General features: G+C 58.4%; 23 protein-coding genes. 22 read left to right on the top strand and 1 reads right to left on the bottom strand.

The genetic code is table 11. The features are described 5' to 3' along the window. Positions 1–9 precede the first annotated feature (9 nt). The 22 genes from PG5_RS20530 to PG5_RS32940 all read left to right on the top strand — a co-directional run bounded on the left by PG5_RS20530 (position 10) and on the right by PG5_RS32940 (position 20275). The gene (locus tag PG5_RS20530) at positions 10–753 is read left to right on the top strand and encodes a hypothetical protein (RefSeq protein WP_020799038.1); all 744 of its coding nucleotides are present in this window, start codon (positions 10–12) and stop codon (positions 751–753) included. 122 nt (positions 754–875) lie between these two features. Further along, positions 876–1421 (top strand): terminase small subunit, encoded by a 546-nt coding sequence (locus PG5_RS20525; RefSeq protein WP_020799037.1) that lies wholly within the window; start codon positions 876–878, stop codon positions 1419–1421. Then, complete coding sequence (locus tag PG5_RS20520) at positions 1393–3339, top strand: phage terminase large subunit family protein (protein WP_042955573.1); 1947 nt, start codon at positions 1393–1395, stop codon at positions 3337–3339. The genes PG5_RS20525 and PG5_RS20520 overlap by 29 nt, the downstream gene beginning before the upstream one ends. Further along, positions 3339–3542: a phage head-tail joining protein gene (locus tag PG5_RS20515; protein ID WP_020799035.1), complete on the top strand. Its 204-nt coding sequence runs from the start codon at positions 3339–3341 to the stop codon at positions 3540–3542. The genes PG5_RS20520 and PG5_RS20515 overlap by 1 nt, the downstream gene beginning before the upstream one ends. Before the next feature lies 1 nt (position 3543). Next, complete coding sequence (locus tag PG5_RS20510) at positions 3544–5064, top strand: phage portal protein (protein ID WP_020799034.1); 1521 nt, start codon at positions 3544–3546, stop codon at positions 5062–5064. A 7-nt stretch (positions 5065–5071) separates the two neighbouring features. After that, positions 5072–7054 carry a prohead protease/major capsid protein fusion protein gene (locus PG5_RS20505; RefSeq protein ID WP_020799033.1) on the top strand — a complete coding sequence of 661 codons (1983 nt, stop codon included), beginning with the start codon at positions 5072–5074 and terminating at the stop codon, positions 7052–7054. A gap of 83 nt (positions 7055–7137) precedes the next feature. After that, the gene (locus PG5_RS20500) at positions 7138–7488 is read left to right on the top strand and encodes a DUF2190 family protein (RefSeq protein WP_020799032.1); all 351 of its coding nucleotides are present in this window, start codon (positions 7138–7140) and stop codon (positions 7486–7488) included. Next, a complete protein-coding gene (locus tag PG5_RS32960; RefSeq protein WP_020799031.1) occupies positions 7489–7836 on the top strand; it encodes a hypothetical protein in 348 nt (115 codons plus the stop codon). It begins immediately after the preceding gene. After that, on the top strand, positions 7833–8393 hold the full coding sequence (locus PG5_RS20490; protein WP_155943731.1) for a hypothetical protein: 561 nt from the start codon (positions 7833–7835) through the stop codon (positions 8391–8393). The genes PG5_RS32960 and PG5_RS20490 overlap by 4 nt, the downstream gene beginning before the upstream one ends. Continuing rightward, positions 8390–8581 carry a DUF2635 domain-containing protein gene (locus PG5_RS20485; RefSeq protein WP_020799029.1) on the top strand — a complete coding sequence of 64 codons (192 nt, stop codon included), beginning with the start codon at positions 8390–8392 and terminating at the stop codon, positions 8579–8581. The genes PG5_RS20490 and PG5_RS20485 overlap by 4 nt, the downstream gene beginning before the upstream one ends. Next, entirely contained in the window at positions 8578–10050 is a 1473-nt protein-coding gene (locus tag PG5_RS20480) for a phage tail sheath subtilisin-like domain-containing protein (protein WP_020799028.1), read from the top strand. Before PG5_RS20485 ends, PG5_RS20480 begins: the two co-directional genes overlap by 4 nt. A 25-nt stretch (positions 10051–10075) precedes the next feature. Next, positions 10076–10444 carry a phage tail tube protein gene (locus tag PG5_RS20475; protein WP_020799027.1) on the top strand — a complete coding sequence of 123 codons (369 nt, stop codon included), beginning with the start codon at positions 10076–10078 and terminating at the stop codon, positions 10442–10444. Continuing rightward, a complete protein-coding gene (locus PG5_RS20470) occupies positions 10444–10746 on the top strand; it encodes a phage tail assembly protein (protein ID WP_020799026.1) in 303 nt (100 codons plus the stop codon). The genes PG5_RS20475 and PG5_RS20470 overlap by 1 nt, the downstream gene beginning before the upstream one ends. A gap of 100 nt (positions 10747–10846) precedes the next feature. Next, positions 10847–12694 (top strand): phage tail tape measure protein, encoded by a 1848-nt coding sequence (locus PG5_RS20465; protein ID WP_020799024.1) that lies wholly within the window; start codon positions 10847–10849, stop codon positions 12692–12694. Positions 12695–12706: 12 nt separating this feature from the next. Continuing rightward, positions 12707–14014: a DNA circularization protein gene (locus PG5_RS32955; protein ID WP_020799023.1), complete on the top strand. Its 1308-nt coding sequence runs from the start codon at positions 12707–12709 to the stop codon at positions 14012–14014. Further along, complete coding sequence (locus PG5_RS20455) at positions 14007–15131, top strand: phage baseplate assembly protein (protein ID WP_020799022.1); 1125 nt, start codon at positions 14007–14009, stop codon at positions 15129–15131. Before PG5_RS32955 ends, PG5_RS20455 begins: the two co-directional genes overlap by 8 nt. Further along, positions 15128–15643: a phage baseplate assembly protein gene (locus tag PG5_RS32950; protein ID WP_020799021.1), complete on the top strand. Its 516-nt coding sequence runs from the start codon at positions 15128–15130 to the stop codon at positions 15641–15643. The genes PG5_RS20455 and PG5_RS32950 overlap by 4 nt, the downstream gene beginning before the upstream one ends. After that, positions 15643–16110, top strand: a complete 468-nt coding sequence (locus tag PG5_RS20445; RefSeq protein WP_020799020.1) for a phage GP46 family protein — start codon at positions 15643–15645, stop codon at positions 16108–16110. The genes PG5_RS32950 and PG5_RS20445 overlap by 1 nt, the downstream gene beginning before the upstream one ends. After that, complete coding sequence (locus PG5_RS20440; RefSeq protein ID WP_020799019.1) at positions 16110–17168, top strand: baseplate J/gp47 family protein; 1059 nt, start codon at positions 16110–16112, stop codon at positions 17166–17168. The genes PG5_RS20445 and PG5_RS20440 overlap by 1 nt, the downstream gene beginning before the upstream one ends. Before the next feature lie 8 nt (positions 17169–17176). Next, on the top strand, positions 17177–19000 hold the full coding sequence (locus PG5_RS32945) for a putative phage tail protein (RefSeq protein WP_020799018.1): 1824 nt from the start codon (positions 17177–17179) through the stop codon (positions 18998–19000). A 10-nt stretch (positions 19001–19010) separates the two neighbouring features. Then, on the top strand, positions 19011–19859 hold the full coding sequence (locus PG5_RS20430) for a hypothetical protein (protein WP_052024708.1): 849 nt from the start codon (positions 19011–19013) through the stop codon (positions 19857–19859). Beyond that, positions 19859–20275 carry a tail fiber assembly protein gene (locus tag PG5_RS32940; RefSeq protein WP_052024707.1) on the top strand — a complete coding sequence of 139 codons (417 nt, stop codon included), beginning with the start codon at positions 19859–19861 and terminating at the stop codon, positions 20273–20275. Before PG5_RS20430 ends, PG5_RS32940 begins: the two co-directional genes overlap by 1 nt. A 6-nt stretch (positions 20276–20281) precedes the next feature. On the opposite strand, the gene PG5_RS20420 is transcribed toward PG5_RS32940, so the two are convergent. After that, positions 20282–21442, bottom strand: a complete 1161-nt coding sequence (locus PG5_RS20420; RefSeq protein ID WP_020799016.1) for an acyltransferase — start codon at positions 21440–21442, stop codon at positions 20282–20284. Positions 21443–21524: the final 82 nt, after the last annotated feature.

The raw sequence follows: 21524 nt of genomic DNA, 5'->3' as shown, positions 1-21524 counted from the left end.
AGGTGTGACATGGTCAGGATCGACGCCAGTACCAATGTGGAAGAGCTTTCGAAGGCCTTGCGCACCCTGGGTAGCAAACAGCTTCCTTTCGCATTGGCGCTCACGGCAACACGATTGGCCATGCTGGTGAAGCAAGGCGAGCTTGCGGTGATGCGGGAGCGGTTAGATAGACCGACCGCGACCACAATGAATAGCCTCTATGTGAAGGCCGCCAAGAAGGGCAACCCTGAGGCGCGTGCCTTCTTCAAGGATGCGTGGACATCAGGCGTTCCCGCCGATACGTATCTTCAGCAACCGGTGAAGGGTGGCCGCCGACCGCATAAGCGGTTCGAGAAAGCCCTTATTGCTCGCGGCATCATGAAGCCGGGGCAGTACGCGATCCCGGCAGGATCTGCTCTCAATCAGTTCGGTAACGTACCTCGCGGCACGATCATGAAGATTCTGTCGGGGCTGAGTGCGGCCGAGACGGTCAGTGGTGTGCAGGCCAATGCCACGAACAGCAAGCGCAGTAAGCGCAAAGGTAACGCTGACAGGTATTTCGCTGGTGATGTCGATGGTACGCAGGGCATCTGGGAAAGGAAGAAGTCCGCTTTCGGTGATGCCGTTCGCCCTGTCTTCATCTTCAGTGAGAGCGAGCCTGGCTATCGGGTGATCGTCCCGTTCTACAAGATCGCAGACAACATCGTGAAGGCGAACCGAGCGAAGGAGTTCGCAAGCGCGATGGATCAGGCACTGTCCACAGCCCGGGGCTGACGGTCAGGGGAGGGGGTACCCCCCTTTGGGTCCTTCACAGGCCCCCAGCCCCTTGCGGGTAATTCGGGCCCCGCGCGCCAAATATGTATGACCTTTTCCACACGGTTGGTTGTTGTTTAATCATGGCTAAAAAAGAAACAACCAAACAGCGCGGGTGGCTGAACAAATCCGAGATGGCTTCGAGCCTGGGGATTTCCCCGCAAGCCTTTGACAAATGGGGAGTTGCGCCCATCGAGCGCATCGGTCGAGAGGCGTTCTACACCGTGCAAAACGTGGTCGAAAACCGCGTTGAACACGCGCAGCGGAAACAACAACCGGCGGGGGAGGGAAGCGAAGGCGTTGATCCGATGATCGAGTACAAGCTGCTCGAGGAGCGCCGCGGTCTCACCGCCGCCCAACGGATTGCCCAGGAGAAGAAGAACCAGGTACTGGACAAGCAGCTGGTGCCCGTCCCATTCGCCACATTTGCCCTTGCCAAAATCGCCGCTCAGATCGGCTCGAAACTGGACACCGTCGGCAAGACCGTCACTCGACGTCACCCAGAGGTTGACCCTCGAATCATCGAGTCGGTCGAGCGGGAGATCGCGCTTGCTCGAAATATTGCTGCCAGCTTTGGCGAGCAACTTCCGGAATTATTAGATGAGTACGTTGAGTCCATGGCTGAATGATCTGCGTAAGTCGATCAAGCTAGGACTCCAGGCGCTCTACAAAGAACCACCGCAAACCGCCGTCGAGTGGGCGGATGCAAATTTCTATATGTCTGCCGAGTCCTCCTACAACGAGGGTAAGTGGACGACCGAGCCGTTTCAGGTTGCAATCCTGAACAGCATGGGAAACGATCTGATCAACGTCGTCAACTTCATCAAGTCGGCGCGGATCGGTTACACCAAGCTGTTGATGGCGAACATCGGCTACAAGATCCAGCACAAGCGCCGCAACGTCATGATGTGGAGCCCGACCGACCCGGACGCCGAGGACATCAGCAAAAGCCACGTCAACGGCATGATCCGTGACGTTCCTGTGCTGGGCGACTTGGCTCCTTGGTTCGGCCGCAAGCACAGCGACAACACCCTAGACCAGAAGATATTCGCCAACCGGCGAACCCTCTGGATTCGGGGGGGCAAGGCTTCGCGCAACTACCGTGAGAAATCCGCTGACGAGGTGATCTACGACGAGCTCTCGAACTTTGACGAAAGCGTCGAAGGCGAGGGCGCACCGATCACGCTGGGTGACAAGCGACTCAACGGTGCGATCTACCCGAAGTCGATTCGTGGCTCTACGCCAAAACGTGTCGGCTCCTGCCAGATCACCAAGGCCGTCGAAGAGTCACCGTACCTGCTCAAATTTCATATTGACTGCCCGCACTGCCGGCAAGAGCAGACGCTCAAGTGGGGCGGCAAGGATTGCGAGTTTGGCCTGAAGTGGGAAAAGAACGTGCTGGGTGAGGCCGAGAAAGCCTGGTACGTGTGCGAACACGCGGCTTGCATCATCTGGCACAACGAAATGGTCGAGGCGTCCAAGACGGGCCGGTGGATCTGCGAGCACACCGGTATCTGGACCCGCGACGGCATGGACTGGTTTGGCGCGGATGACGAAATCATCCGCACGCCACGCTCGGTCAGCTTCAGTATCTGGGCGATCTACAGCACCTGGAGTACCTGGCTCAGCCTGGCCGAGGAATGGCTGAAGATCAAAGGCGATGTGTCGAAGCTGATCACCTTCATCAACACGACCCGCGGCGAAACATGGGACGACGACCAGGGCGAGAAACTTGACTCGGAAGTTCTGTACGGCCGCCGCGAAGTTTTCCCACAGGTACCGGCCCTCGGTCTGGTCCTGGTCGGTGGTATCGATACGCAGGACGACCGTTTTGAGGGTCGCGTATGGGCGTTCGGCCCCGGCGAGGAAGCCTGGTTGGTCCATCGTTTTATCTTGATGGGCGACCCAGCCAGCGAAGAACTACGCCGCAAGGTGGGGCTTGAGTTGCACCGGCAGTTCACCCGCGTGGACGGCACCATCATGAAGGTGGAGCGCTGGACATGGGACGCCGGCGGCCACTATGCCGACGAGGTCTATGCAGAGAGCCGCAAGCACGGCGTGCACTGGGTTGTTCCAATCCGTGGCGCGACTGTCTACGGCAAGCCGATCGCGAACTTCCCGCGCACAAAGAACAAGGTGCACAAGGTCTTCCTCACCGAGGTCGGTACCGACAACGCCAAAGAGCTGCTCTACAGCCGGATGGGGCTGCCCGTCGATACGGCTGCGTCACAGGCGGGCGTGTCTCAGCCTGGGGTGGTTCACCTTCCAGCCAACGACGCGATCTGCGACGAATCGGAGGTGAAGCAACTCACCTCAGAAAAGAAAAAAGCAGCCATATCCAAAGGCAAGCGTGTGATGCGCTGGGACAGCGGTGGCCGCCGAAACGAGGCGCTCGACTGCTTCGTGTACGCGCTCGCCGCGCTGCGCATCTGCCAGCAGCGGTTCGGTCTTGATCTCGATCTGCTGGTTGCTGCTGTCACTGGCGGCAATGAGCCGGACGCTGAAGAACGGCCGCGGAAGAAATCCTCTCACTGGAATAAAAACTGATGGCCTACACGATCGAGCAATACAACGCCCTGCAGGCGGCCATCGCCGAAGGGGCGTTGTCGGTCCGCTATGCCGATAAGAGCGTCACCTACCGCTCACTCGACGAGATGATGCGGATCCTTAAGCTGATGGCCACCGAGCTTGGACTGAACGCCTGCAACGACGGCGGCCGTCGGTACGCCTCGTTCTCCAAGGGGCACTGACATGGGGATGATTGATGATCTTTTCCCCGGTTTCGCTGCCAAGCGTTCAGAACAGCGGTTGAAGAAAGCGCGTACCGAGTTAGCGCTGGACATGATCAAGCGCCGTTTTGAGGGCGCCGCTGGTGGTCGCCGTAATGATGGTTGGCGTGCGACCGGTGCTGACGCCAACGTTGAGAACGCTCCGGCATTGGCCAAGCTTCGCAACCGGGCCCGCGATCAGCGCCGCAACAATCCGTTCGGTGAGCGTGGCATCACCGGGATTGCCGACAACGCTGTCGGGGCCGGCATCGTTCCACTGCCGTTGGCGAAACGCGATCGTGATGGATTGAGGTTGATGGATCTGTGGAAGGCCTGGGCAGAGACAACTGATTGTGATGCCGACGGCCTGGATAATTTCTACGGCCTGCAGCACATGATCATGGAGGCAGTCGCCGAGAGCGGTGAGTGCCTGGTTCGCCGGCGCCGTCGCTTCAGCTCCGATGGTTTAGCCGTTCCTGTACAGCTCCAGGTTCTGGAGGCCGACTTCCTCGACGAGTCGAAGGCGGACATCGTCGGGCTCAACCGGATCATTCAGGGCGTTGAGTTCGACGCTCTTGGTCGTCGGGTTGCGTATTGGTTGTTCGATGAGCACCCGGGCGCGAATGCCGTCTGGGGTTCTCTGCAATCGCGGAGGGTCCCGGCCGAAGATGTGATTCACGTCTTCCTGCGCAAACGTCCGGGGCAGGCGCGCGGTTACAGCTGGCTGGCACCAGTCATCCAGCGCATGCGCAACTTCGATGAAATGGAAGATGCGGTGATGGAGCAGGCCAAGATTGCCTCTTGCTTCGCAGCGTTCGTCACCAAGGACGAAAACAGCGGTACGCCGGGCGGTAAAAAGCCGGCGCTTATTGATCGTGTTGAGCCTGGAATCGTTCAGGAGCTCGGCTTTGGCGAAAGCGTCAGCTTCGGCACACCGCCGACATTCAACGGCTACACGACCTACTCCTGGCAACAGCTGCACGCGATGGCAGTCGGCTTGGGCGTTCCATACGAATTACTTACTGGCGACCTCAAGGGCGTCAACTTTTCGAGCGGGCGAATGGGTTGGCTGAACTTCGCCCGCCGGGTGGACGTTTGGCAGTGGCGGATGTTGATTCCCCAACTGTGCGATCAGGTCTGGCGCTGGTTCATTGAAGCTCAAGTACTCCTCCCTGGTGGTGTGACTGACGACGTCAAGGCCTATTGGGTACCGCCGCGCCGCGACATGGTCGACCCAAAAGCAGAAACGGAAAACGTTATCACCCGCGTGCGCAACGGTTTGACCACCTGGCCCGACGCTTTGCGGGAGCTCGGCATCACGGACCCAAAACGCCACGCCGAGCAAATCCAGAAAGCAAACGAAATGATCGACGAGTACGGGTTGGTGCTGGATTGCGACCCGCGCCGAGTTGCGGCCGCCGGTTCTCCGAGCCAGCCACCAGCCACAGAAGAGAAACCAGACGATGCCAACTCCGAATCAGGCGACGACGAACAAGACGCATGAAACACCAATGCTCAGCCTGCGCGCCGCCGTGCGTGCGGGATCGGTAGACGTTGACGCGCGGACTGTCGAACTGACCTGGACCACTGGCGCAAAGGGGCGCCGTTGGTCCTGGGATGTCGGCAGTTACATGGAAGAGCTGGAGGTCAGCGAGGACGCGGTCCGGTTGGATCGCCTCAACAACGGCGCCCCATTCCTGAACGCTCATAACTCCTACGAACTCGACGACGTGATTGGCGTCGTCGAGAAGGCCTGGATCGATGGGGCAGAGGGTCGTGCCCTGGTCCGATTCAGTAAGCGCGACGACGTCGAGAAAATCTTCAGCGACGTCCAGGACGGGATCCTTCGCAACATCAGCGTCGGCTATGCGGTGCACCGATACGAGGTGACCGAAAACGCCGACGACAAGCTGCCGACCTATCGCGCCGTCGATTGGGAGCCCATGGAGCTTTCACTGGTTCCGATCGGCTTCGACGACGGCGGCAAGTTCCGCAGCGCCAAGACTGCCGACGAATACAAAGGGCAGCGCTTTAACACCATTTTTGAAGTTCGGGAGGCAAATCAGCCAACCGGAACAACGGCCGCCGTGCCTACGACCCAAGAGGAAGATGCAATGACCGAAGAAGAGAAGCGTGCGGCGGAAGAGGCGAAACGCGCGGCCGATGAAACCCTGCGCCGCGAATCCGCGGAAGCTGAACGCAAACGAAGTCTGAACATCCGCACCATGGCGCGCAAAGTGCAGCTGGACGACGAAGCCTTTGTCGAGGACCTGATTGAGCGCGGCGTTTCCGTTAACGATGCCAGCATCGCGCTGATCGACAAGGTCGCCGAGAAACAGACTAAGGATCAGCCAAATACCCGCAGCAGCCAACCGACTATTGTGACGGGCGGCCAAGACGTTGCCGTACTGACTGCCAAGCGCTCTGCTATGCAAAATGCTTTGCTACACCGTTGCGATGTCAGCATCAAGTTGGAAGATGCTGGCCGCGAATTCCGAGGCATGCGCCTGGTGGACATGGCTCGCGAGTTCGTCGAGATGGCCGGTGGTAATGCCCGCGGCATGACTCCACAGGAACTGGCCCGTGCGGCTCTGGGTTGCGATCGCCAGGCCGTCCGGGCTGCTGGCATGCACAGCACCAGCGACTTCCCGCTGCTTCTGGGCAGCACCGTCAACCGCACCCTGCGTGATGCCTACACCAACGCTCCGCAAACCTGGCGTCCGCTGGGCCGCCAGACCACCGTGCCGGACTTCCGCGCCGTGACCCGCGCCGCGCTGGGCGACATCGCTGCGCTGGAACAGGTCAAGGAGCATGGCGAATACAAGTACGGCACGCTGTCCGAAGACGGTGCACCGATCAAGGTCGCCAAGTTCGGTAAGATCATCGCCCTCACTTGGGAAACCATTGTGAACGATGACCTCGGTGCGCTCACCCGCATCCCGGCAGCCCTTGGTAATGCCGCTGCGGCGACCGAGTCCAACGTGGTTTGGGCGCTTCTGCTCGGCAACCCCAACTTCACCGATGGCACTCCATTTTTCCACGCTGACCACGGCAACCTGGCTGCGTCTGGCGGCGCGATCAACACTACCACCCTGGCTGCCGCCCGCGCCGCGATGCGCAAGCAGAAGAGCAAGGCAGGCGAGTTCCTCAACCTGGCGCCAGAGTATCTGGTTGTCGGTCCGGATAAAGAGCTGGAGGCCTACCAGTTCACCAGCTCGGTATACGTGCCCGCGAAGAACGCCGACATCAACGATGTCCGCAACGCCTCGTTAAACGTGATCGTGGATGCTCGCATCACCGGCAACCAGTGGTACCTGTACGCCGCTCCCGGCGCAGTCGATACCTTCGAATACGCCTACCTCGAAGGCGAGCAGGGCGTGTTCACTGAAACTCGCGAAGGCTTCGAGGTCGACGGGATGGAAATCAAGGCCCGTCTGGTCTTTGGCGCGGCCAACATCGATTACCGCGGCGCATACAAAAACCCGGGCGCGTAACTCTCCAGTTCGACCTGAACCCCAAAGGGCGCCGCGTGGCGCCTTTTTCGTTTTCCAGTTTCAGTCTCTGAAGGGGACCTTGCATGAAGACTTTCATCCAGAACGGTGACTGCATCACCGTTCCTGCACCGGCCGGCGGCACCACCTCGGGCGAGCTGTACAAAGTTGGTGGTTTGATCGGCGTGGCAGCCACCACCGAAGTTGCAGGCGCGCCTGTGGTGCTCAAGCTCGACGGTGTTTTTGGCCTGAACAAAACCAGCGCCCAAGCCTGGGCAGTGGGCGACCTGCTGTTCATGAACACCACCACCCGAGTGCTGACCAACGTGTCTGCCACCGGCCTGGTGCTGGTCGGCATGGCCACCGAGATCGCGGCCAACCCGAGCGCGACCGGTGCCTGCCGACTCAACGGCGTATCTGCTCCGGCGCCTGTGTAAATGGGCTGGGCCTCAATGGCCCAGCGCATGCTCGGCGTTTCGATCCGCACCTTCAGCGAACCATCAGCGACCCTCGATCCTGAGGGCGCTGTGTACTGGCTGACTGGTGGGGTAGAGCCCGGTGTGCCTCTGGCCCAAGCCGTGTTCGATACCGCACACATCTCCATTGACCCGGAGACAGGTGCGCCGGTGTCGAGCCAGAACCCAATCCTTGGCATTCGCCTGGTCGATTTACCAAACAACCCAACTAACCGTGACCGGGTTCGAGCTCGCGGTGTGTTGTACATGATCAATGAGCCGCAGTTCGATGGCGTGGCCGGCGTGACGATCACTCTTCGGAAGGTATGACCATGGCGCACCCAAGAGAATTGATCCGCAAGCAGGCCGTTGCGGTGCTGCTGGGCGCTACCAATGCCGGGGCCAGCGTTTATGCCAGCCGTGTGAGGCCGCTCATTTCCAACGGATGGCAGAGCGAACTCCCCGCAATCATCGTTTACACGATGGACGAAGCGGGAGAGATCTTTAACCAGGCTCCGCGCGAGTACCTGCGCAAGGTCGAGCTGGTGGTGGAAATCCACGCTGAAGGCAATGCAGCGCTGGACGACACCCTGGATACGCTGGCTCGGCAGGTCGAACGTCTCCTGCTCATGGACGACACCCTCGGCGGCACGGCAAATGATCTGCAATACGTGCGCTCGCGCTTGGTGCTGCTCGATCAGTCGGAGCAACTCACCGGCGCCTGCCGCCTGATCTTCGAGGCCAAATACTTCGATCGTCACCCTGATGACCTGTTCAACCAAAGTCTGCCTGACCTGAACACGGTCACGACCGAGTACAGCCTGAACAACGCACAACCCAATCCGGTGGATCGTGCCAAAACGATCATCGAGGACCTGAACCCATGACAACGCAACAGCACGTTAAACCCGCCGTCGGCTGCCTGGTGCGCGACCCGGTGACTTATGAGGCCCTGCCGGTGGAAGGCAAGCTGGTTGAAATGAACAGTTACTGGGTGCGCAAAGCAGCGGCCGGTGACATTGAAATCGTCGAGCCTGCCACGCAGGACCTGAAAACCAAGGGTGACAAACAATGAGCGTCGGATTTAACACAATCCCGGGCCCTGGCGCCCTGCGCAAGCCTGGCGTGTACAGCGAAATCGATAACAGCCAGGCGGTGAGTGGCCCCCAGGTCGTGACTTATCGTCGTCTGCTGATCGGGCAAAAGCTCGTCGCCGGCCTCGCGCCTGCGGGCGCGTTGATCCGTATCACCAGCGCTGCACAAGCCGACACCCAGTTCGGAGCGGGTTCGATGCTGGCCGGCATGGTCCGTGCGGCTTTGGCTGTGGACAGCTACACCGAGCTGCAGGTCATGCCGTTGGCCGATAATGCCGCTGGCGTCGCGGCGACCGGTACCCTCGCGTTCACCGGTACCGCCACAGCGTCGGGCACCATCGAGCTGATGATCGCCGGCCGCCGGGTTTCCGTTGGCGTTATCAGTGGCAACACCGCCGCGATCATTGCCACTGCGGTCGCCGCGGCGATTGCAGCCGTCTCCGACATGCCAGTCACTGCGGCGGCCGCTACCAGCACGGTCACGCTCACCAGTCGCCATAAAGGCGAGGCTGGCAACAGCATCAACGCCCGCGTGAACTACTACGCCGGCCAGGCTCTACCTGCGGGGGTGACGCTTGTCATTACCGGGCTTGCCGGTGGCACCAGTAACCCTTCGCTGGCCACGGCACTGGCTGCTATCGGTGATGAGTGGTTCCACGCCTGGGGCGTCGCGTATTCCGATGCCGCTACGTTGGCCGAGCTCAAAGTAGAGCTGGATAGTCGCTTTGCCTGGGGTCGTGAAATTGAAGCGCATGCGTTTACGGCCGCACGCGGTACGCAGGGTACGCTCAGTGCTCTGGGGCGAACCCACAACAATGAACACCTGGTCATCGCGATGGCCAACGACGAGCCGATGCCGGCTTACGAAAAGGCCGCTGAAACGATGGCGATCGCTGCGTACTACGCGGCCATTGATCCAGCTCGCCCGATTCAGAACCTGCCTTACGTGTGGTGCCTGCCACCGGCAGCCGCCAATCGGCTGACCAACCAGGAGCGAAACCTGCTGTTGTTCGACGGCATTGCGACCACGAAGGTGAGCTCCGATGGTGTGATGCTCGTCGAGCGCTTGATCACCACCTACAAAACCAACGCAGCTGGCGCATCGGATATCAGTTATCTGGACAGCGAAACGCTGTTCACCCTGATGTACATCCGCCACGACTGGCGCGACTACGTCCTGCGCAAGTACCCGCGGCACAAACTCGCCGACGACGGAACCCGTTACGGCATCGGACAGGCAGTAGTCACCCCGGTCGTGATGAAGGCGGAAGCCATCGCCAAGTTCCGCGAGTGGGAGGATTTGGGTCTGGTCGAGAACATCGACGACTTCAAGGCCAACCTCATTGCCGAGCGCAATGCCAGTGATCCGAACCGAATGGATGTGCTCTTGCCGCCGGACCTGGTCAATCAACTGCGGATCGTCGCCAACAAAATTCAGTTCCGCCTGTAACGGCGGCAGCCAGGAGAAATAGAACATGGCAGGCAAAAACCGCATCGGCGGGATCATCGCCTTGAAGGTCAACGGCGACATGTACTTCGCCAAGGGCAACTTCACCTACAACCTCGGCAAGCCGAAGAAGGAGGGTGTGGTCGGTAGCGATCGCGTCCACGGCTACAAGGAAGTGCCGCAGGTGCCTTTCATTGAGGGCGAGATCACCGACCGCAATGAGTTGAATCTGGAAGACCTGGTCACCCTTGATGACGCTACTGCCACGCTGGAACTGGCGAACGGCAAGGTCATCATGCTCCGTGAAGCCTGGTACGCCGGCGAGGGCACCGGCAACACCGAAGAGGGCAACATTGCTCTTCGTCTCGAAGGCATGTCGGCTGAGGAGGTTCGCTAATGGCAAAGGAAAAAGTTATCCAGTTGGTCGAGCCGGCCGAATTTGGCAAGCAATCCTTCACCGAGGTCACCGTCACCCGGAAGTTGAAGTACCTGCGTGGCCACGCGCTGCGCATTACTTCGGACGGCAAGGGCAGCGGTGGCGTCGACATGGACTTTGCCACCCTGATTGACCTGGCGGCCAAGATGGTTGGCCAGCCACCCGCCATGATCGAAGAACTCAGCGAGGATGATCAGGCGATCCTGATTCAAGAAGCCCGAGATTTTTTACTGAAGCACCTCGGGGGTGGGAGTCAGGAGTGACTGTCGTCGTCAAGGTGATGGGCGTTCAGCCCACGGAAGTCATGGAAATGGATTTCGAACAGCTGGACTGGTGGCTTGAGCGCACTGAGGAATGGGTCGGATGGCAAACAACGGATACTCCCTAGACGTCGTCATCAAGGCCGTCGACAAGCTCACTGCGCCATTGCGCGGCATATTCTCCAAGGTTCGTGCCGCCAGCGCGGGCGTGTCTGGGGCGCTTGATCGTACCGGTCTGCCGGTTTTCGCCAATAGCTTGAAAAATGTTGGCGGGGCGATAGGCGGGGTCGGCAGTGCGGTCGGTCAAAGCACGTCCAAACTTCTTGGACTAGGGGCTGCCCTGGGCGTCACCGGGGCGGCGTTCGGAGTTTTCGTGAATAGTTACGTAGATGCCACCGGGTTCATTGGTGACACTGCCAACAGGACAGGCATCAGCCGGAAGCGATTCCAAGAGCTTGGTTTGGCTGCGCAGCTCAGCGGTTCATCGGCAGAAGGGCTGGCTGGCGCGTTGGCGAAAATGAATCTCGCGGTGGGTAATGCCAGCAAGGGGTCGAAAGAGTTCAAGGATATGTTTTCGGGACTCGGCATCAAACTGAAGGACTCATCTGGCAACCTGAAAAGTACTGATGAGCAGTTCGATATGTTTGTTGACCGAATTTCCAAGATCAAGAACCCGGCGCTTCAGGCCCAAGCCGCAATCAAGATTTTTGGCAAAAGCGCTACAGAACTGTTGCCACTGATTCGCGGCGGGAAAGATGGTCTTGATCAGATGGCAACCGAAGCTCGGCGGCTCGGTATCGTGCTTTCTGATGAGGCTGTTGGGGCTGGCGAGGACTTCGGGGACACGCTCGATACATTGAAATTTGCCTTCAAAGGTGTGGGCAACACCATTGCTTCGGCCATCGTTCCGCAGCTGGACAAAATGTCCAAGATGCTGATTGAAACCATCGTGAAGTATCGGCCACAAATCGAAGCGTTTGCCACCAGTTTTGCGAAGAATCTCCCCGGCAATATCGAAAAAGTCACGGGTTTTATTGGTGATTTGTACGATGGGGTTAGGCCACTGATCAATCTCGTGGGCGATCTGAGTGACGTCTTCGGTGGTGCGAATCTGATCTTCGCGACGCTCGGTTTGTACATCGGCGGCGGGCTGGTGATGAGTGTTCTGAATCTGGCGCTCGCCTTGAAGGGCCTGGGCGTAGCAATTGCGCTAACTCCTGTCGGCTGGTTCCTCGGCGCAGTTGTCGCGATCGGTGCCGCGGCGTTTGTCATCTACCGAAATTGGGACAGCATCGTCTCGTTCTTCACTGAGAAGTGGACTGGCGTGAAAGCGGCGTTCAGTGACGGCATCATCAACGGCATTGTGAAGCTTTGGCTTGAGTACAACCCGGTCACCTTGATGATGGAGGCTTTCAACGGGCTGGTCCAATACCTGACTGGCTGGGACCTCCGCGCAATCATTGGGGCAAAGTTCAGCGCGATTGTTCAGGTTTGGAACGAGAACAACCCGGTCACTTTGATGCAGGAGTCCTTCGGGGGGCTGATCAAATATCTGACCGGGTGGGACCTAGGAGCAATCCTCGGTTCGAAAATCGCGGATGCCGTCGCGGCGATAAAAAATGGTCTGCCCGATTGGGCCAGAAAGCTGCTTGGTATCGACGGCGCCTCGATGGGTGACGCGACGGGTGATGATCCCGGAACCTCCAACATCGCCGCAGCCTTGGCCGCCGATCCAAACGCAGCGCTTGGGCCTCGCCGTTCTGTCAGTGAGTTGGGCCAGCGCGCAGCTCAGGTTGGTCAAACCGCTGCGCAGGCAGTCGAACAGCCAACGCAGAAAGTGCTGGTGCAAGTCGACATGAACAACCTGCCGCCAGGCACCAAGGTCAAAACCGAGGGCAGCCAGGGTGCGACGTTCGACACCGACCTCGGTTACTCAATGATGGCCCCCTAACCGGAGTTTTCCATGACTTGGCGAGACACCTACCGCGCCGCGACTTTTCGCGGCGTGGCCTTTTTTGTGGAAAGTGCGGACAGCAGCCACGGTCGGCGTCAAGCCGTGCACGAAACTGCGCAGCGCGACACTCCGTACACCGAAGACCTGGGTCGAAAGTCCCGCGAGTTTTCGGTCATCGGTTACCTGCTCGGCAAGGACTACCATTTAAACCGGGACGAACTGATCAAGGCCTGCGAGGTCGCGGGCCCGGGTGCTTTGGTTCACCCATATCGCGGGGAAATGAGCGTTGTTTGTCGTGGCCTGAACATCAGCGAGACCGCGGCTGAAGGCGGAAAGTGCACGATCGCACTCACGTTTTTGGAGGCAGGGGAGGCGGCCTACCCATCGGCAAGCGTTGATAGCGTCAATTCGATCAGCGCCAAAGGCAGCACCGTTACCGCAGCAGCGGAAAAAAGCTTTGTGTCTGACTTCCTGACCACTGGATTTCCCGCCTACGTGGCGGAATCTGCTGCGTCCGGGCTGGCAGCCCTGGGTGAGTACATGGCGGCGCCGGGCTTGAGCTTCTCCGGCGACTTGAAGGCAGCCTCTGACTTTTACCTGCAAGCGCGCGGACTTGCATCCGACGCTTCAAGTTTGGTCCAGAAGCCACTGAATATGGTCAGCCGTATCACAGGCTTGATAGGTTCGGTCCGCTCAGCTTTTGGAACAAACGCTTTCAGCATGCTGACCAGTTTGTTTGACCGGTCGCCGACAACCTATACGGGCAGTACCGCGACGCCAAGCCGCCAGCAGCAGGCCACCAATGCAATTGCGATGAATGCACTGGTGCGCCAGGTGGCTGTAGCCGAGGCGGCCAAGGCGGCGGTCGTCACGCAAACCCCGGTGGTTACAACGACGAGCACCACGCAGTCGACGCCGGGGGCAGCGCCGGCAACGACGGGAGCAGCTCAGACGGCGCCCGGTGTTACCCAAACACTCCCTGTTCCAACCGTTTACGACAGCTACCAGGCAGCAATCAAGGTCCGTGAGGATTTGGTCGACCGTATAGATGCCGAAAGCGAGGTCACTCCGAACGATGAGGTGTACGTCGCATTGTCTGATTTGCGTACGAGTGTGGTTCAGGCCGTGCCAAATCCTGAGCAAAACCTTGCCCGGATTGTTCAATACGTACCGCGAGAAACGTTGCCTTCCCTGCTGGTGGCTTATCAGATCTACGGCGACGCCGGCCGCGCCGATGACATCGCTACGCGCAATTCAGCGCGACATCCTGGGTTTTTAACGGGCGGACAACAGCTCGAGGTACTCGCAGATGGATGACTTGGAGCTGCTGGTCAACGGTATGAAATACGCCGGCTGGACTTCTCTTGGGGTCACCCGTGCGATCGATGCGGCAACCACGGCCTTCACGGCAACGCTCACGGAAAAATGGGAGGCGGGAAACAGATCGCCGGCACAGGTGGAGCCCTGGCCGATTCTGCCGGGTGATGCGTGCGAGGTCAGGCTAGCCGGGTTTCCGATGGTGATCGGCTACGTTGATATTTTCAAACCGTCCTACAGCGCGAACGACCACACGATCAATGTTCAGGGCCGGGATAAGGTTGCCGACCTGGTGGATTGCAGTGCCGTGCACGCCCCGGATGAATGGAAAAACATCGATCTGCTCAAGTTTGCGCAGATCCTCGCGGCTCCGTTCGGCGTGACGGTGAAGGCGGATATAGCCGTTGGTGAGCCATTTCAGGTCTGCAAGCTTCAGCAGGGTGAAACAGCCTTCAAAGCGATCGAGCGCTACGCCCGGCAGCGCAAGGCGCTGTTAATGCCTGACGGCGCTGGCGGGTTGTTGATTACCCGCGCCGGCGTTCGGCGCGCCACAACTGCGCTTGTGCAGGGTGAAAACATCCTCAATGCCAGCGGCACCATTGATCACAGCCAGCGGTTCAGCAACTACCAGGTGAAGGGTCAGGCAAGTTACAGCCCCGACAGCACCGGAGAAACCGAGGCTCACATCGAAGGCAGCGTTACCGACAGCAGCATTAGACGTTATCGACCAATGCTGCTGGTCGCCGAGATCGGCGGCACAACAGCAAGCCTGCAGGATCGCGCCACGTGGGAGGCGAACAGCCGAATTGGCAAATCCGCTGCTGCCAGCGTCTCAGTCTATGGGTGGCGGCAAAGCCCGGGCGGAGCACTGTGGGAGCCCGGCATGCTGGTCTATGTCCGTTCGTCCTGGCTACGCATGGACGGGTGGATGCTGATTCGCCAGGTCACTTACGAGCGCGGCGAAGGCGGGACCACGGCCAAGCTTGAGATCGTCAGCCCGCAGGCCTTCGACCCTGAGCCCCCAGACGGTAAGAAAGCGAAAAAAACGAAGGCCGGCAAAAAAGGCCAGCGGAATATCTGGGCCGAGGCCATTGGCGAAGAGGATCCACCGAAATGAAGGAAGCGCTCCGCGAGATTGGCAGCCGCGTAATGATGATGTTTTCCCGTGGCGTGCTGCGGGGCGTCAATGATTCCGGCCCAAGGCAACAGGTGCAGGTTGAGCTGCTCAAGGACGAACTGCGCGATGGCCTTGAGCACATGCAGAACTACGGCTTCACCAGTCACCCGCAAGGCGGTGATGTTGCGGTCGCTTTTCTGGGTGGCAACCGGGAGCAGGGAATTGTCCTGGTGGTCGATGACCGCCGGTACCGCATTCCCTTGCTTGCCGGTGAGGTGGCCATCTACGACGACTTGGGCAACAAGGTCGAGTTGCTACGCGAGATGGTGAAGGTGACGGCGGTTCAGCACCTTGAAGCGGTGGCGCCGACGATAAAGGTGGTGGGCAACCTAGAAGTGATCGGAGACATCACCAGCACCGGCACCGTCACGAACAATGGCAAGGACATCGGCAGCACCCATAAACACGGCGGGGTTACTGCCGGCAGTGGAAACTCAGGAGTGCCGATCTGATGGCTGATGCCGCAATGGTAATGACCGAAAACGGCGGAGAGTTGGTGTTGTCGGGTTTCGATTTGGCGCGTGATGACGGCCTGGAGACGGCAGTCATCATCAGCCTCTTCACCGATCGCCGTGCCAGCGCTGAACAGATCCCTGTTGAGCTACCGCAGGATGATCTGCGTGGCTACTGGGGTGACATCAGCAATGCAACGACTTCTAACCAGACCGGATCGCTGCTTTGGTTGCTGGCGCGTGAAAAGCAACTTCCACAAGTCCTTGGCCGTGCTCAGCAGTATTGCCGAGAGGCACTGGCCTGGATGGTGGAGGACCTGGTCGCGACTCGCGTTGAGGTGGCTGCGGAGTTCGTCGCCCAAGGCTGGATGTTGATCCTCGTCGATATTTTCCGGCCAACCGGTTCTCCGGTTCGCTATCGCTTCAACTATGAATGGGCGGCTCAAGCCGCGAAGAGGTCCGCCTGATGCCATTTGCTCGACCAACATTGACCGAGCTGATCGACCGCGTCATTACCGACATCAGCAGCCGGGTAACGGGCGTCGACGGCGCGGTGCTGCGGCGCTCACTGCTCGGAATCATTGGCCAGTCTGAGGCCGGCGCGGTCCATCTGCTCTATGGTTTTCTGGATTGGATCGCCAAGCAGTCGATCATCGACACGGCCGAAAAAGAATACCACGAGCGCTGGGCCGCAATCTGGAAGATCACCCGAAAAACCGCCGATTTCGCCAGCGGCCAGGCTGCATTCTCCGGTGTCCCAGGTTCAACCATCGTCGATGGCACTATTGTGCAGCGGCAGGATGGTATTCAGTACAAGGTACTCGGCGATGCGATGTTCGGTGCCAGTCCGTTGTCTGTACCCGTGCTGGCCTTGGAGGCGGGGGAGGCCGGAAATTTTGGAATAGGACTGCCGATATTCCTTTTATCCCCGATTGCTGGCGTCCAGTCGACAGGGACGACGGCGACCACAATCGAAGGCGGCGTTGACACGGAGTCGGATCAACGACTGTTGGCCAGGCTGCTGGCGCGTATTCAGCAACCTCCGCACGGCGGCGCGGATTTTGATTACCAGATGTGGGCTTTGGAGGTGGCCGGTGTAACCCGGGTGTGGGTGTATCCGCGCCAGATGGGCGCCGGTACCGTGACGGTCTTGTTCGTCTGTGATGACCTTCCAGACATCATTCCAGCACCGGCCAAAGTGGCGGAGGCCCAGGCCTACATTAATGCCCGACGCCCGGTCACCGCCGAAGTGTTTGTGGCCGCTCCTATAGCCGATCCGCTCAATGTGACCATCAAGCTGCTTCCGAACACTGCTGCCGTCCGCGCAGCCGTCACCGCCGAGCTTGCGGATCTGATCGCTCGCGACTCAAAACCGGGAGCGCCGACCCTGATCAGCCGGCTGCGGGAATCGGTATCCCTGGCAGCGGGCGAAGCGGATAACGCGATCGTCACACCGACAGCTGACGTGCCTCATGCAACTGGGCACATGGCTACGTTGGGGACACTTACCTTTTCCAGCTTCTAGGGGGCCCAATGCCTACAGCTGCCGAATACAGAGAGCAGCTAAAACAGCTGCTCCCTCCCGGTCAAGCCTTCCCGCGCGACCCAGGCACCACACTCCATGATCTACTCGACGGCATGTCAGTAGAGCTTGCTCGAGTCGATGAGCGGGGCTTCACGTTGCCGCTCGAAGCCAATCCCACGACGTCCAATGAATTGTTGGGTGATTGGGAGCGGGTCGTGGGCTTGCCCGACAGATGTTCCGGAGTGTTGGAGGAAACGATTCAAGGGCGCCGCAATGCACTATTGGCCAAGCTTGCCAGTACGGGTGGGCAGTCGATTGCCTACTTCGTGAGCATCGCTGCAGCGCTTGGATACGAAGTCACCATTACGGAGTTCAGGCCTTGCAGGGTTGGATTCTCAGTGGTGGGCGATGCCCTGACCAATGGCGATTGGCAGTTCGCCTGGCAGATCAACGGCCCTGAGACCACGTTGCTAGCTTTCCGCGTAGGGCTCTCGGCCGTGGGTGAGCCGTTACGTTCGTGGGGCACTGGTTCACTTGAATGCAAGATCAGGCAGCTTGCACCAGCTCACACCATCCCGATTTTTGCTTATGCCAACTCGTCTCTCGATCTGAACTTTGCACTGGATACTTACCTGGTAGCGCAACAGAGTGTGCTGCTTGCCAGCATCGTCAACTTCAGCCGTGCCTCGGCCGGTGGCCGCATAAACCAAGCTAAGAACTTCGAGCAACTCGGATTAAATGTGCCAAGGCTTACCCATTCCAGTGTAACTGGTGTTCGCGAAGGGTTAGTTGTCGAGGCCCCTGCTACAAACCTGATCACCTATTCCAGTGACTTCTCCAACGCCATTTGGGGAAAGGTCAATGTTACCGTTATCCCCGCGGCCGGGATTGCGCCCGACGGGACCAACTCCGCGTTCAAAGTGGTTTCAAGTAATTCGCTGCTTGAACACCACGTCCAACAGTCCAAAGTAACCGATCCCAACACAACGTTTTGGATGGGGGTATATGTAAAGGCAGCAGAGCTGACGAATGTTGCCATTCGAAGCCTTAACTTCGCGGGGCAGTCGATACGAACGGAGCTTCGAGTGAACTTGTTGAGCGGAGAATACACAGTCGCGGGCACTGCTGGCGCTGATGTGCGTGTGGAAAATGCAGGTAATGGTTGGTGGAGGTGCTCAATCCTTTCTGTCCGAAACGGTACCTCTACAAGCAGTACGCTAAGTATCGTAAATATGGATGAGACAGGGTCATTCACTAATCAAGGTGATGGGCTATCGGGCCTTCTGATTTGGCACGGTCAACTTGAGGCGAATGATTATCCGAGCTCACCAATTCCGACCACCTCTGCGACTATCACCCGCGCGATTGATCTGGCCGCAGTGAACGTGGCCCAGTCGTGGTTTGGGCTGCGCGCCGGCACCTTCGTAGTTGATATTGAAACACGGGGGCCATTGACGTCTGCTGCGAATGACCGACGGCATTTGCTCTCGTTGATCAACGGTAACGATCAGCTGTTCGTGTATCTGCAAAGCGGTGGTGTTGCGACCGTTACCCGCACTGCATCAGGCGGGATTTTTACCCAGTCTGTATTCGGCAGCGACCTAACGGCAGGGAAAGTAGCGGTCGCATTTGATGGTGTAAATGTGACAGTGGCCTTGAACGGCGTCGTTCGCACAGTGCCGGCAGTGCTGGACGTTGCCTCCTTGGGTGCCGGTGTTTTAACCGTTGGGGCATCCAATACGATACGCCAGCTTAACGGTGTAGTGCGTAGCCTGCGTTATTACCCGCGGCGCGTCAGTGATACCGACCTCATTGCCTTAACTCAATCCTAGGAAAAACGACATGCATAGAATCGACGGACCTGGTGCTGCCGTAGGCGGCTTTTTCACAGAAGGTGATCCAGTGGGTGGCGTTGCTGCCACGGTTGTTACTGACGACTGGATGAATGACATACAAGAAAATATCATGGCCGTACTTCTTGCCGGCGGAGTGACCCCGACAAAAGGGCGCGCCGCCGATCTAGCCGATGCAATTCGAGCCAGCACGACGGGGCGGCTTCTCAATACTCAGGTGTTCACCAGTTCGGGCACCTATACCCCGACACCGGGGATGAAGTTTGCAATCGTCACTGTGCAGGGAGGTGGCGGTGGCGGTGCTGGTACCACAGTGCCGACAGCTGGTAATGCCAGTATTGGTGCGGGTGGTAATGCCGGAGCCTTCGCAAGAGGGAAGTTTTTGGCAGCGGCAATCGGGGCGTCGCAAGCGGTGACCATTGGTATTGGCGGTACTGCGGGGGTAAGTGCGAACGGCGGCGGTGGAGCAACCACATCTCTTGGCGCACTTATCACGGCGCCTGGCGGCGGTGGCGGAAATATGTTCAACAACGCTGCAGTACCGAATGCCAACGGCAACGGGGCTGTAAGTGCCGCCCCAACGGGCGGAAACATCTATTCGTCCATAGGCGCGGGTGCCACGTTGGCACTTGGGCTCACTACTGCCGTTCTGTTTGGAGGTGGCGGTGGAGCTTCTTTCTTTGGACCTGGTGGCCCTCCAAATGTGAGTGGGAACGTCGGCAACACGGGGATCGGTTATGGATCGGGCGGGGCTGGTGCGGCTACTGTTCCCGCAGGCGGTGTATTGGCTGGCGGTGTAGGAAAGGCTGGGATCATCGTTATCGAGGAGTATGCATAATGAAAACCTATGCAAAAGTTGATAGTGGTGTGGTGACTGAGGTTGTCACGCCAACGCTAGACTTGAATGGAGAGCAGTACCCGCTCGAAGCCTGCTATCCGACTGAGTTTGTGCTTCAGTGTGTAGATATCACGGATCATTCTCCACAACCCGAACAGCGATGGACCTACGATGGGAATTCATTCATTCCTGAGGCACAGCCAGTTGTCGACGTGGTTGGTAACAATGAAGCCAAGAAAGTCGTTCTTCTGAATGAGGCGTCTTTGTCGATGACGCCGTTACTCTTGGCGCTCCAACTTGGTGACGCGACTGAAAAAGAGTCCGCCGATGCTATGGCGTGGCGTCACTATTCACTCGCGCTGCAATCCGTGGACGTTACTCAGGAAAACCCTGTTTGGCCTGTAGCTCCGCAATAACCAATGCTATGAGTAAGTGTCACTCTTTTGCTTTGCTAGGGGTTGATACTTGCTCTGCTTCGGCTTAATAAACGAGTTCATCAGCCTCTGGCAAGGTCGCTCCACTGCTCGCCAAAGAATATAAGAAATCAATATTGTTGCTGCCCAATACATGGGTAGCAGAATCCATACGGGTACTTCTGCGAATACTTGATGTTTAATCATCATCGATCTAATTATGATTTGGTGAACGAGGTAAATTGAAAAGCTCACTTCTCCGAGCAACACCAATGGTCGCCACGACAGAGCATTTGTTACAAGCCCGCCGGTTGAAGCCAGTAAAAATAATGCCAGCGCGAAGAACGGCGCAGCACCGCTACCTCTGACCCAGCCTCTTGTGGTCGCGTCGATCAGGCCGAGCGACTCCAGTTTGAAGGACAGCTCCGGCATGCCTACCGCTCCAAGCAACAGAATGGCGATTGCGGCGATGCCTATAGTGCTTTGTCCGCGGGCAGCCCCCAGTCGATGCCCGAATGACAGGAACGCCTGACCCGCAGCCATGCCGACGACGAACTCGAAAAGCCTGGCTGGCGGCCAGATGTAGACCCACGATGCACTGCTTACCTCATCTGCCGTTGAAGTAACTGGGGTTCCGGTAGATATCGAGATGTAGATTGATGCCGCAGCCAATAGCACTGCCAGCACCAGCTTGATATGCCAGGTCTTGGAAAGGTTAAGAATCAAGAGCGGGAAGAGGGCGTAGAAAAACATCTCCACCGACAACGTCCAGGCGACGCCGTTATAGGCGAAGTAGGTCGAGGGCAGAAGAGCCCACGCTTGCGTGAGCGTGAAACTCGTCCAGAACTGAATAGGTGTTGTTTGAAGTCCTGTGTTAAATGCATATATCCACAAGACCCAAAACAAGAACATTGTAAATAGGTGGGCTGGCCAAACTCTGGCTATTCGCGCCCATATAAACCTCATTGAATTGGTGATGCCGCTCAGGTCTTTGTGTGCATAAGTAAGAATGAAGCCCGACAACACAAAGAAGAATGTCACTCCCTGCGCAAGGTTATAATTCGCAGTTAAAGTCTCACCAACATGAAAATAACCCGCAGAGTGCTGGATGACGATCATTGCTGCTGCGAAGAAGCGCAATGATGTGAGTGCAGGCAGTGATTTTTTCATGAGTGTCCTTCAGGCAGCGCTTCCGTTTGGCAGCGCGCCATTAAATCCAATATCAGTCTTCTTTTCTATCGATAGTTTGGAG

The organism is Pseudomonas sp. G5(2012) (assembly GCF_000408945.1).
Lineage (GTDB): Bacteria > Pseudomonadota > Gammaproteobacteria > Pseudomonadales > Pseudomonadaceae > Aquipseudomonas > Aquipseudomonas umsongensis.
Note: the sequence above shows the minus strand (reverse complement) of the source record. Positions and strands in the feature narration are given on the sequence as shown.

Excerpts from the sequence above, each read along its gene's own strand:
- PG5_RS20530 (WP_020799038.1), top strand. The coding sequence starts at position 10 with ATGGTCAGGATCGACGCCAGTACCAATGTGGAAGAGCTTTCGAAGGCC.
- PG5_RS20525 (WP_020799037.1), top strand. The coding sequence starts at position 876 with ATGGCTAAAAAAGAAACAACCAAACAGCGCGGGTGGCTGAACAAATCC.
- PG5_RS20520 (WP_042955573.1), top strand. The coding sequence starts at position 1,393 with ATGAGTACGTTGAGTCCATGGCTGAATGATCTGCGTAAGTCGATCAAG.
- PG5_RS20515 (WP_020799035.1), top strand. The coding sequence starts at position 3,339 with ATGGCCTACACGATCGAGCAATACAACGCCCTGCAGGCGGCCATCGCC.
- PG5_RS20510 (WP_020799034.1), top strand. The coding sequence starts at position 3,544 with ATGGGGATGATTGATGATCTTTTCCCCGGTTTCGCTGCCAAGCGTTCA.
- PG5_RS20505 (WP_020799033.1), top strand. The coding sequence starts at position 5,072 with ATGCTCAGCCTGCGCGCCGCCGTGCGTGCGGGATCGGTAGACGTTGAC.
- PG5_RS20500 (WP_020799032.1), top strand. The coding sequence starts at position 7,138 with ATGAAGACTTTCATCCAGAACGGTGACTGCATCACCGTTCCTGCACCG.
- PG5_RS32960 (WP_020799031.1), top strand. The coding sequence starts at position 7,489 with ATGGGCTGGGCCTCAATGGCCCAGCGCATGCTCGGCGTTTCGATCCGC.
- PG5_RS20490 (WP_155943731.1), top strand. The coding sequence starts at position 7,833 with ATGACCATGGCGCACCCAAGAGAATTGATCCGCAAGCAGGCCGTTGCG.
- PG5_RS20485 (WP_020799029.1), top strand. The coding sequence starts at position 8,390 with ATGACAACGCAACAGCACGTTAAACCCGCCGTCGGCTGCCTGGTGCGC.
- PG5_RS20480 (WP_020799028.1), top strand. The coding sequence starts at position 8,578 with ATGAGCGTCGGATTTAACACAATCCCGGGCCCTGGCGCCCTGCGCAAG.
- PG5_RS20475 (WP_020799027.1), top strand. The coding sequence starts at position 10,076 with ATGGCAGGCAAAAACCGCATCGGCGGGATCATCGCCTTGAAGGTCAAC.
- PG5_RS20470 (WP_020799026.1), top strand. The coding sequence starts at position 10,444 with ATGGCAAAGGAAAAAGTTATCCAGTTGGTCGAGCCGGCCGAATTTGGC.
- PG5_RS20465 (WP_020799024.1), top strand. The coding sequence starts at position 10,847 with ATGGCAAACAACGGATACTCCCTAGACGTCGTCATCAAGGCCGTCGAC.
- PG5_RS32955 (WP_020799023.1), top strand. The coding sequence starts at position 12,707 with ATGACTTGGCGAGACACCTACCGCGCCGCGACTTTTCGCGGCGTGGCC.
- PG5_RS20455 (WP_020799022.1), top strand. The coding sequence starts at position 14,007 with ATGGATGACTTGGAGCTGCTGGTCAACGGTATGAAATACGCCGGCTGG.
- PG5_RS32950 (WP_020799021.1), top strand. The coding sequence starts at position 15,128 with ATGAAGGAAGCGCTCCGCGAGATTGGCAGCCGCGTAATGATGATGTTT.
- PG5_RS20445 (WP_020799020.1), top strand. The coding sequence starts at position 15,643 with ATGGCTGATGCCGCAATGGTAATGACCGAAAACGGCGGAGAGTTGGTG.
- PG5_RS20440 (WP_020799019.1), top strand. The coding sequence starts at position 16,110 with ATGCCATTTGCTCGACCAACATTGACCGAGCTGATCGACCGCGTCATT.
- PG5_RS32945 (WP_020799018.1), top strand. The coding sequence starts at position 17,177 with ATGCCTACAGCTGCCGAATACAGAGAGCAGCTAAAACAGCTGCTCCCT.
- PG5_RS20430 (WP_052024708.1), top strand. The coding sequence starts at position 19,011 with ATGCATAGAATCGACGGACCTGGTGCTGCCGTAGGCGGCTTTTTCACA.
- PG5_RS32940 (WP_052024707.1), top strand. The coding sequence starts at position 19,859 with ATGAAAACCTATGCAAAAGTTGATAGTGGTGTGGTGACTGAGGTTGTC.
- PG5_RS20420 (WP_020799016.1), bottom strand. The coding sequence starts at position 21,442 with ATGAAAAAATCACTGCCTGCACTCACATCATTGCGCTTCTTCGCAGCA.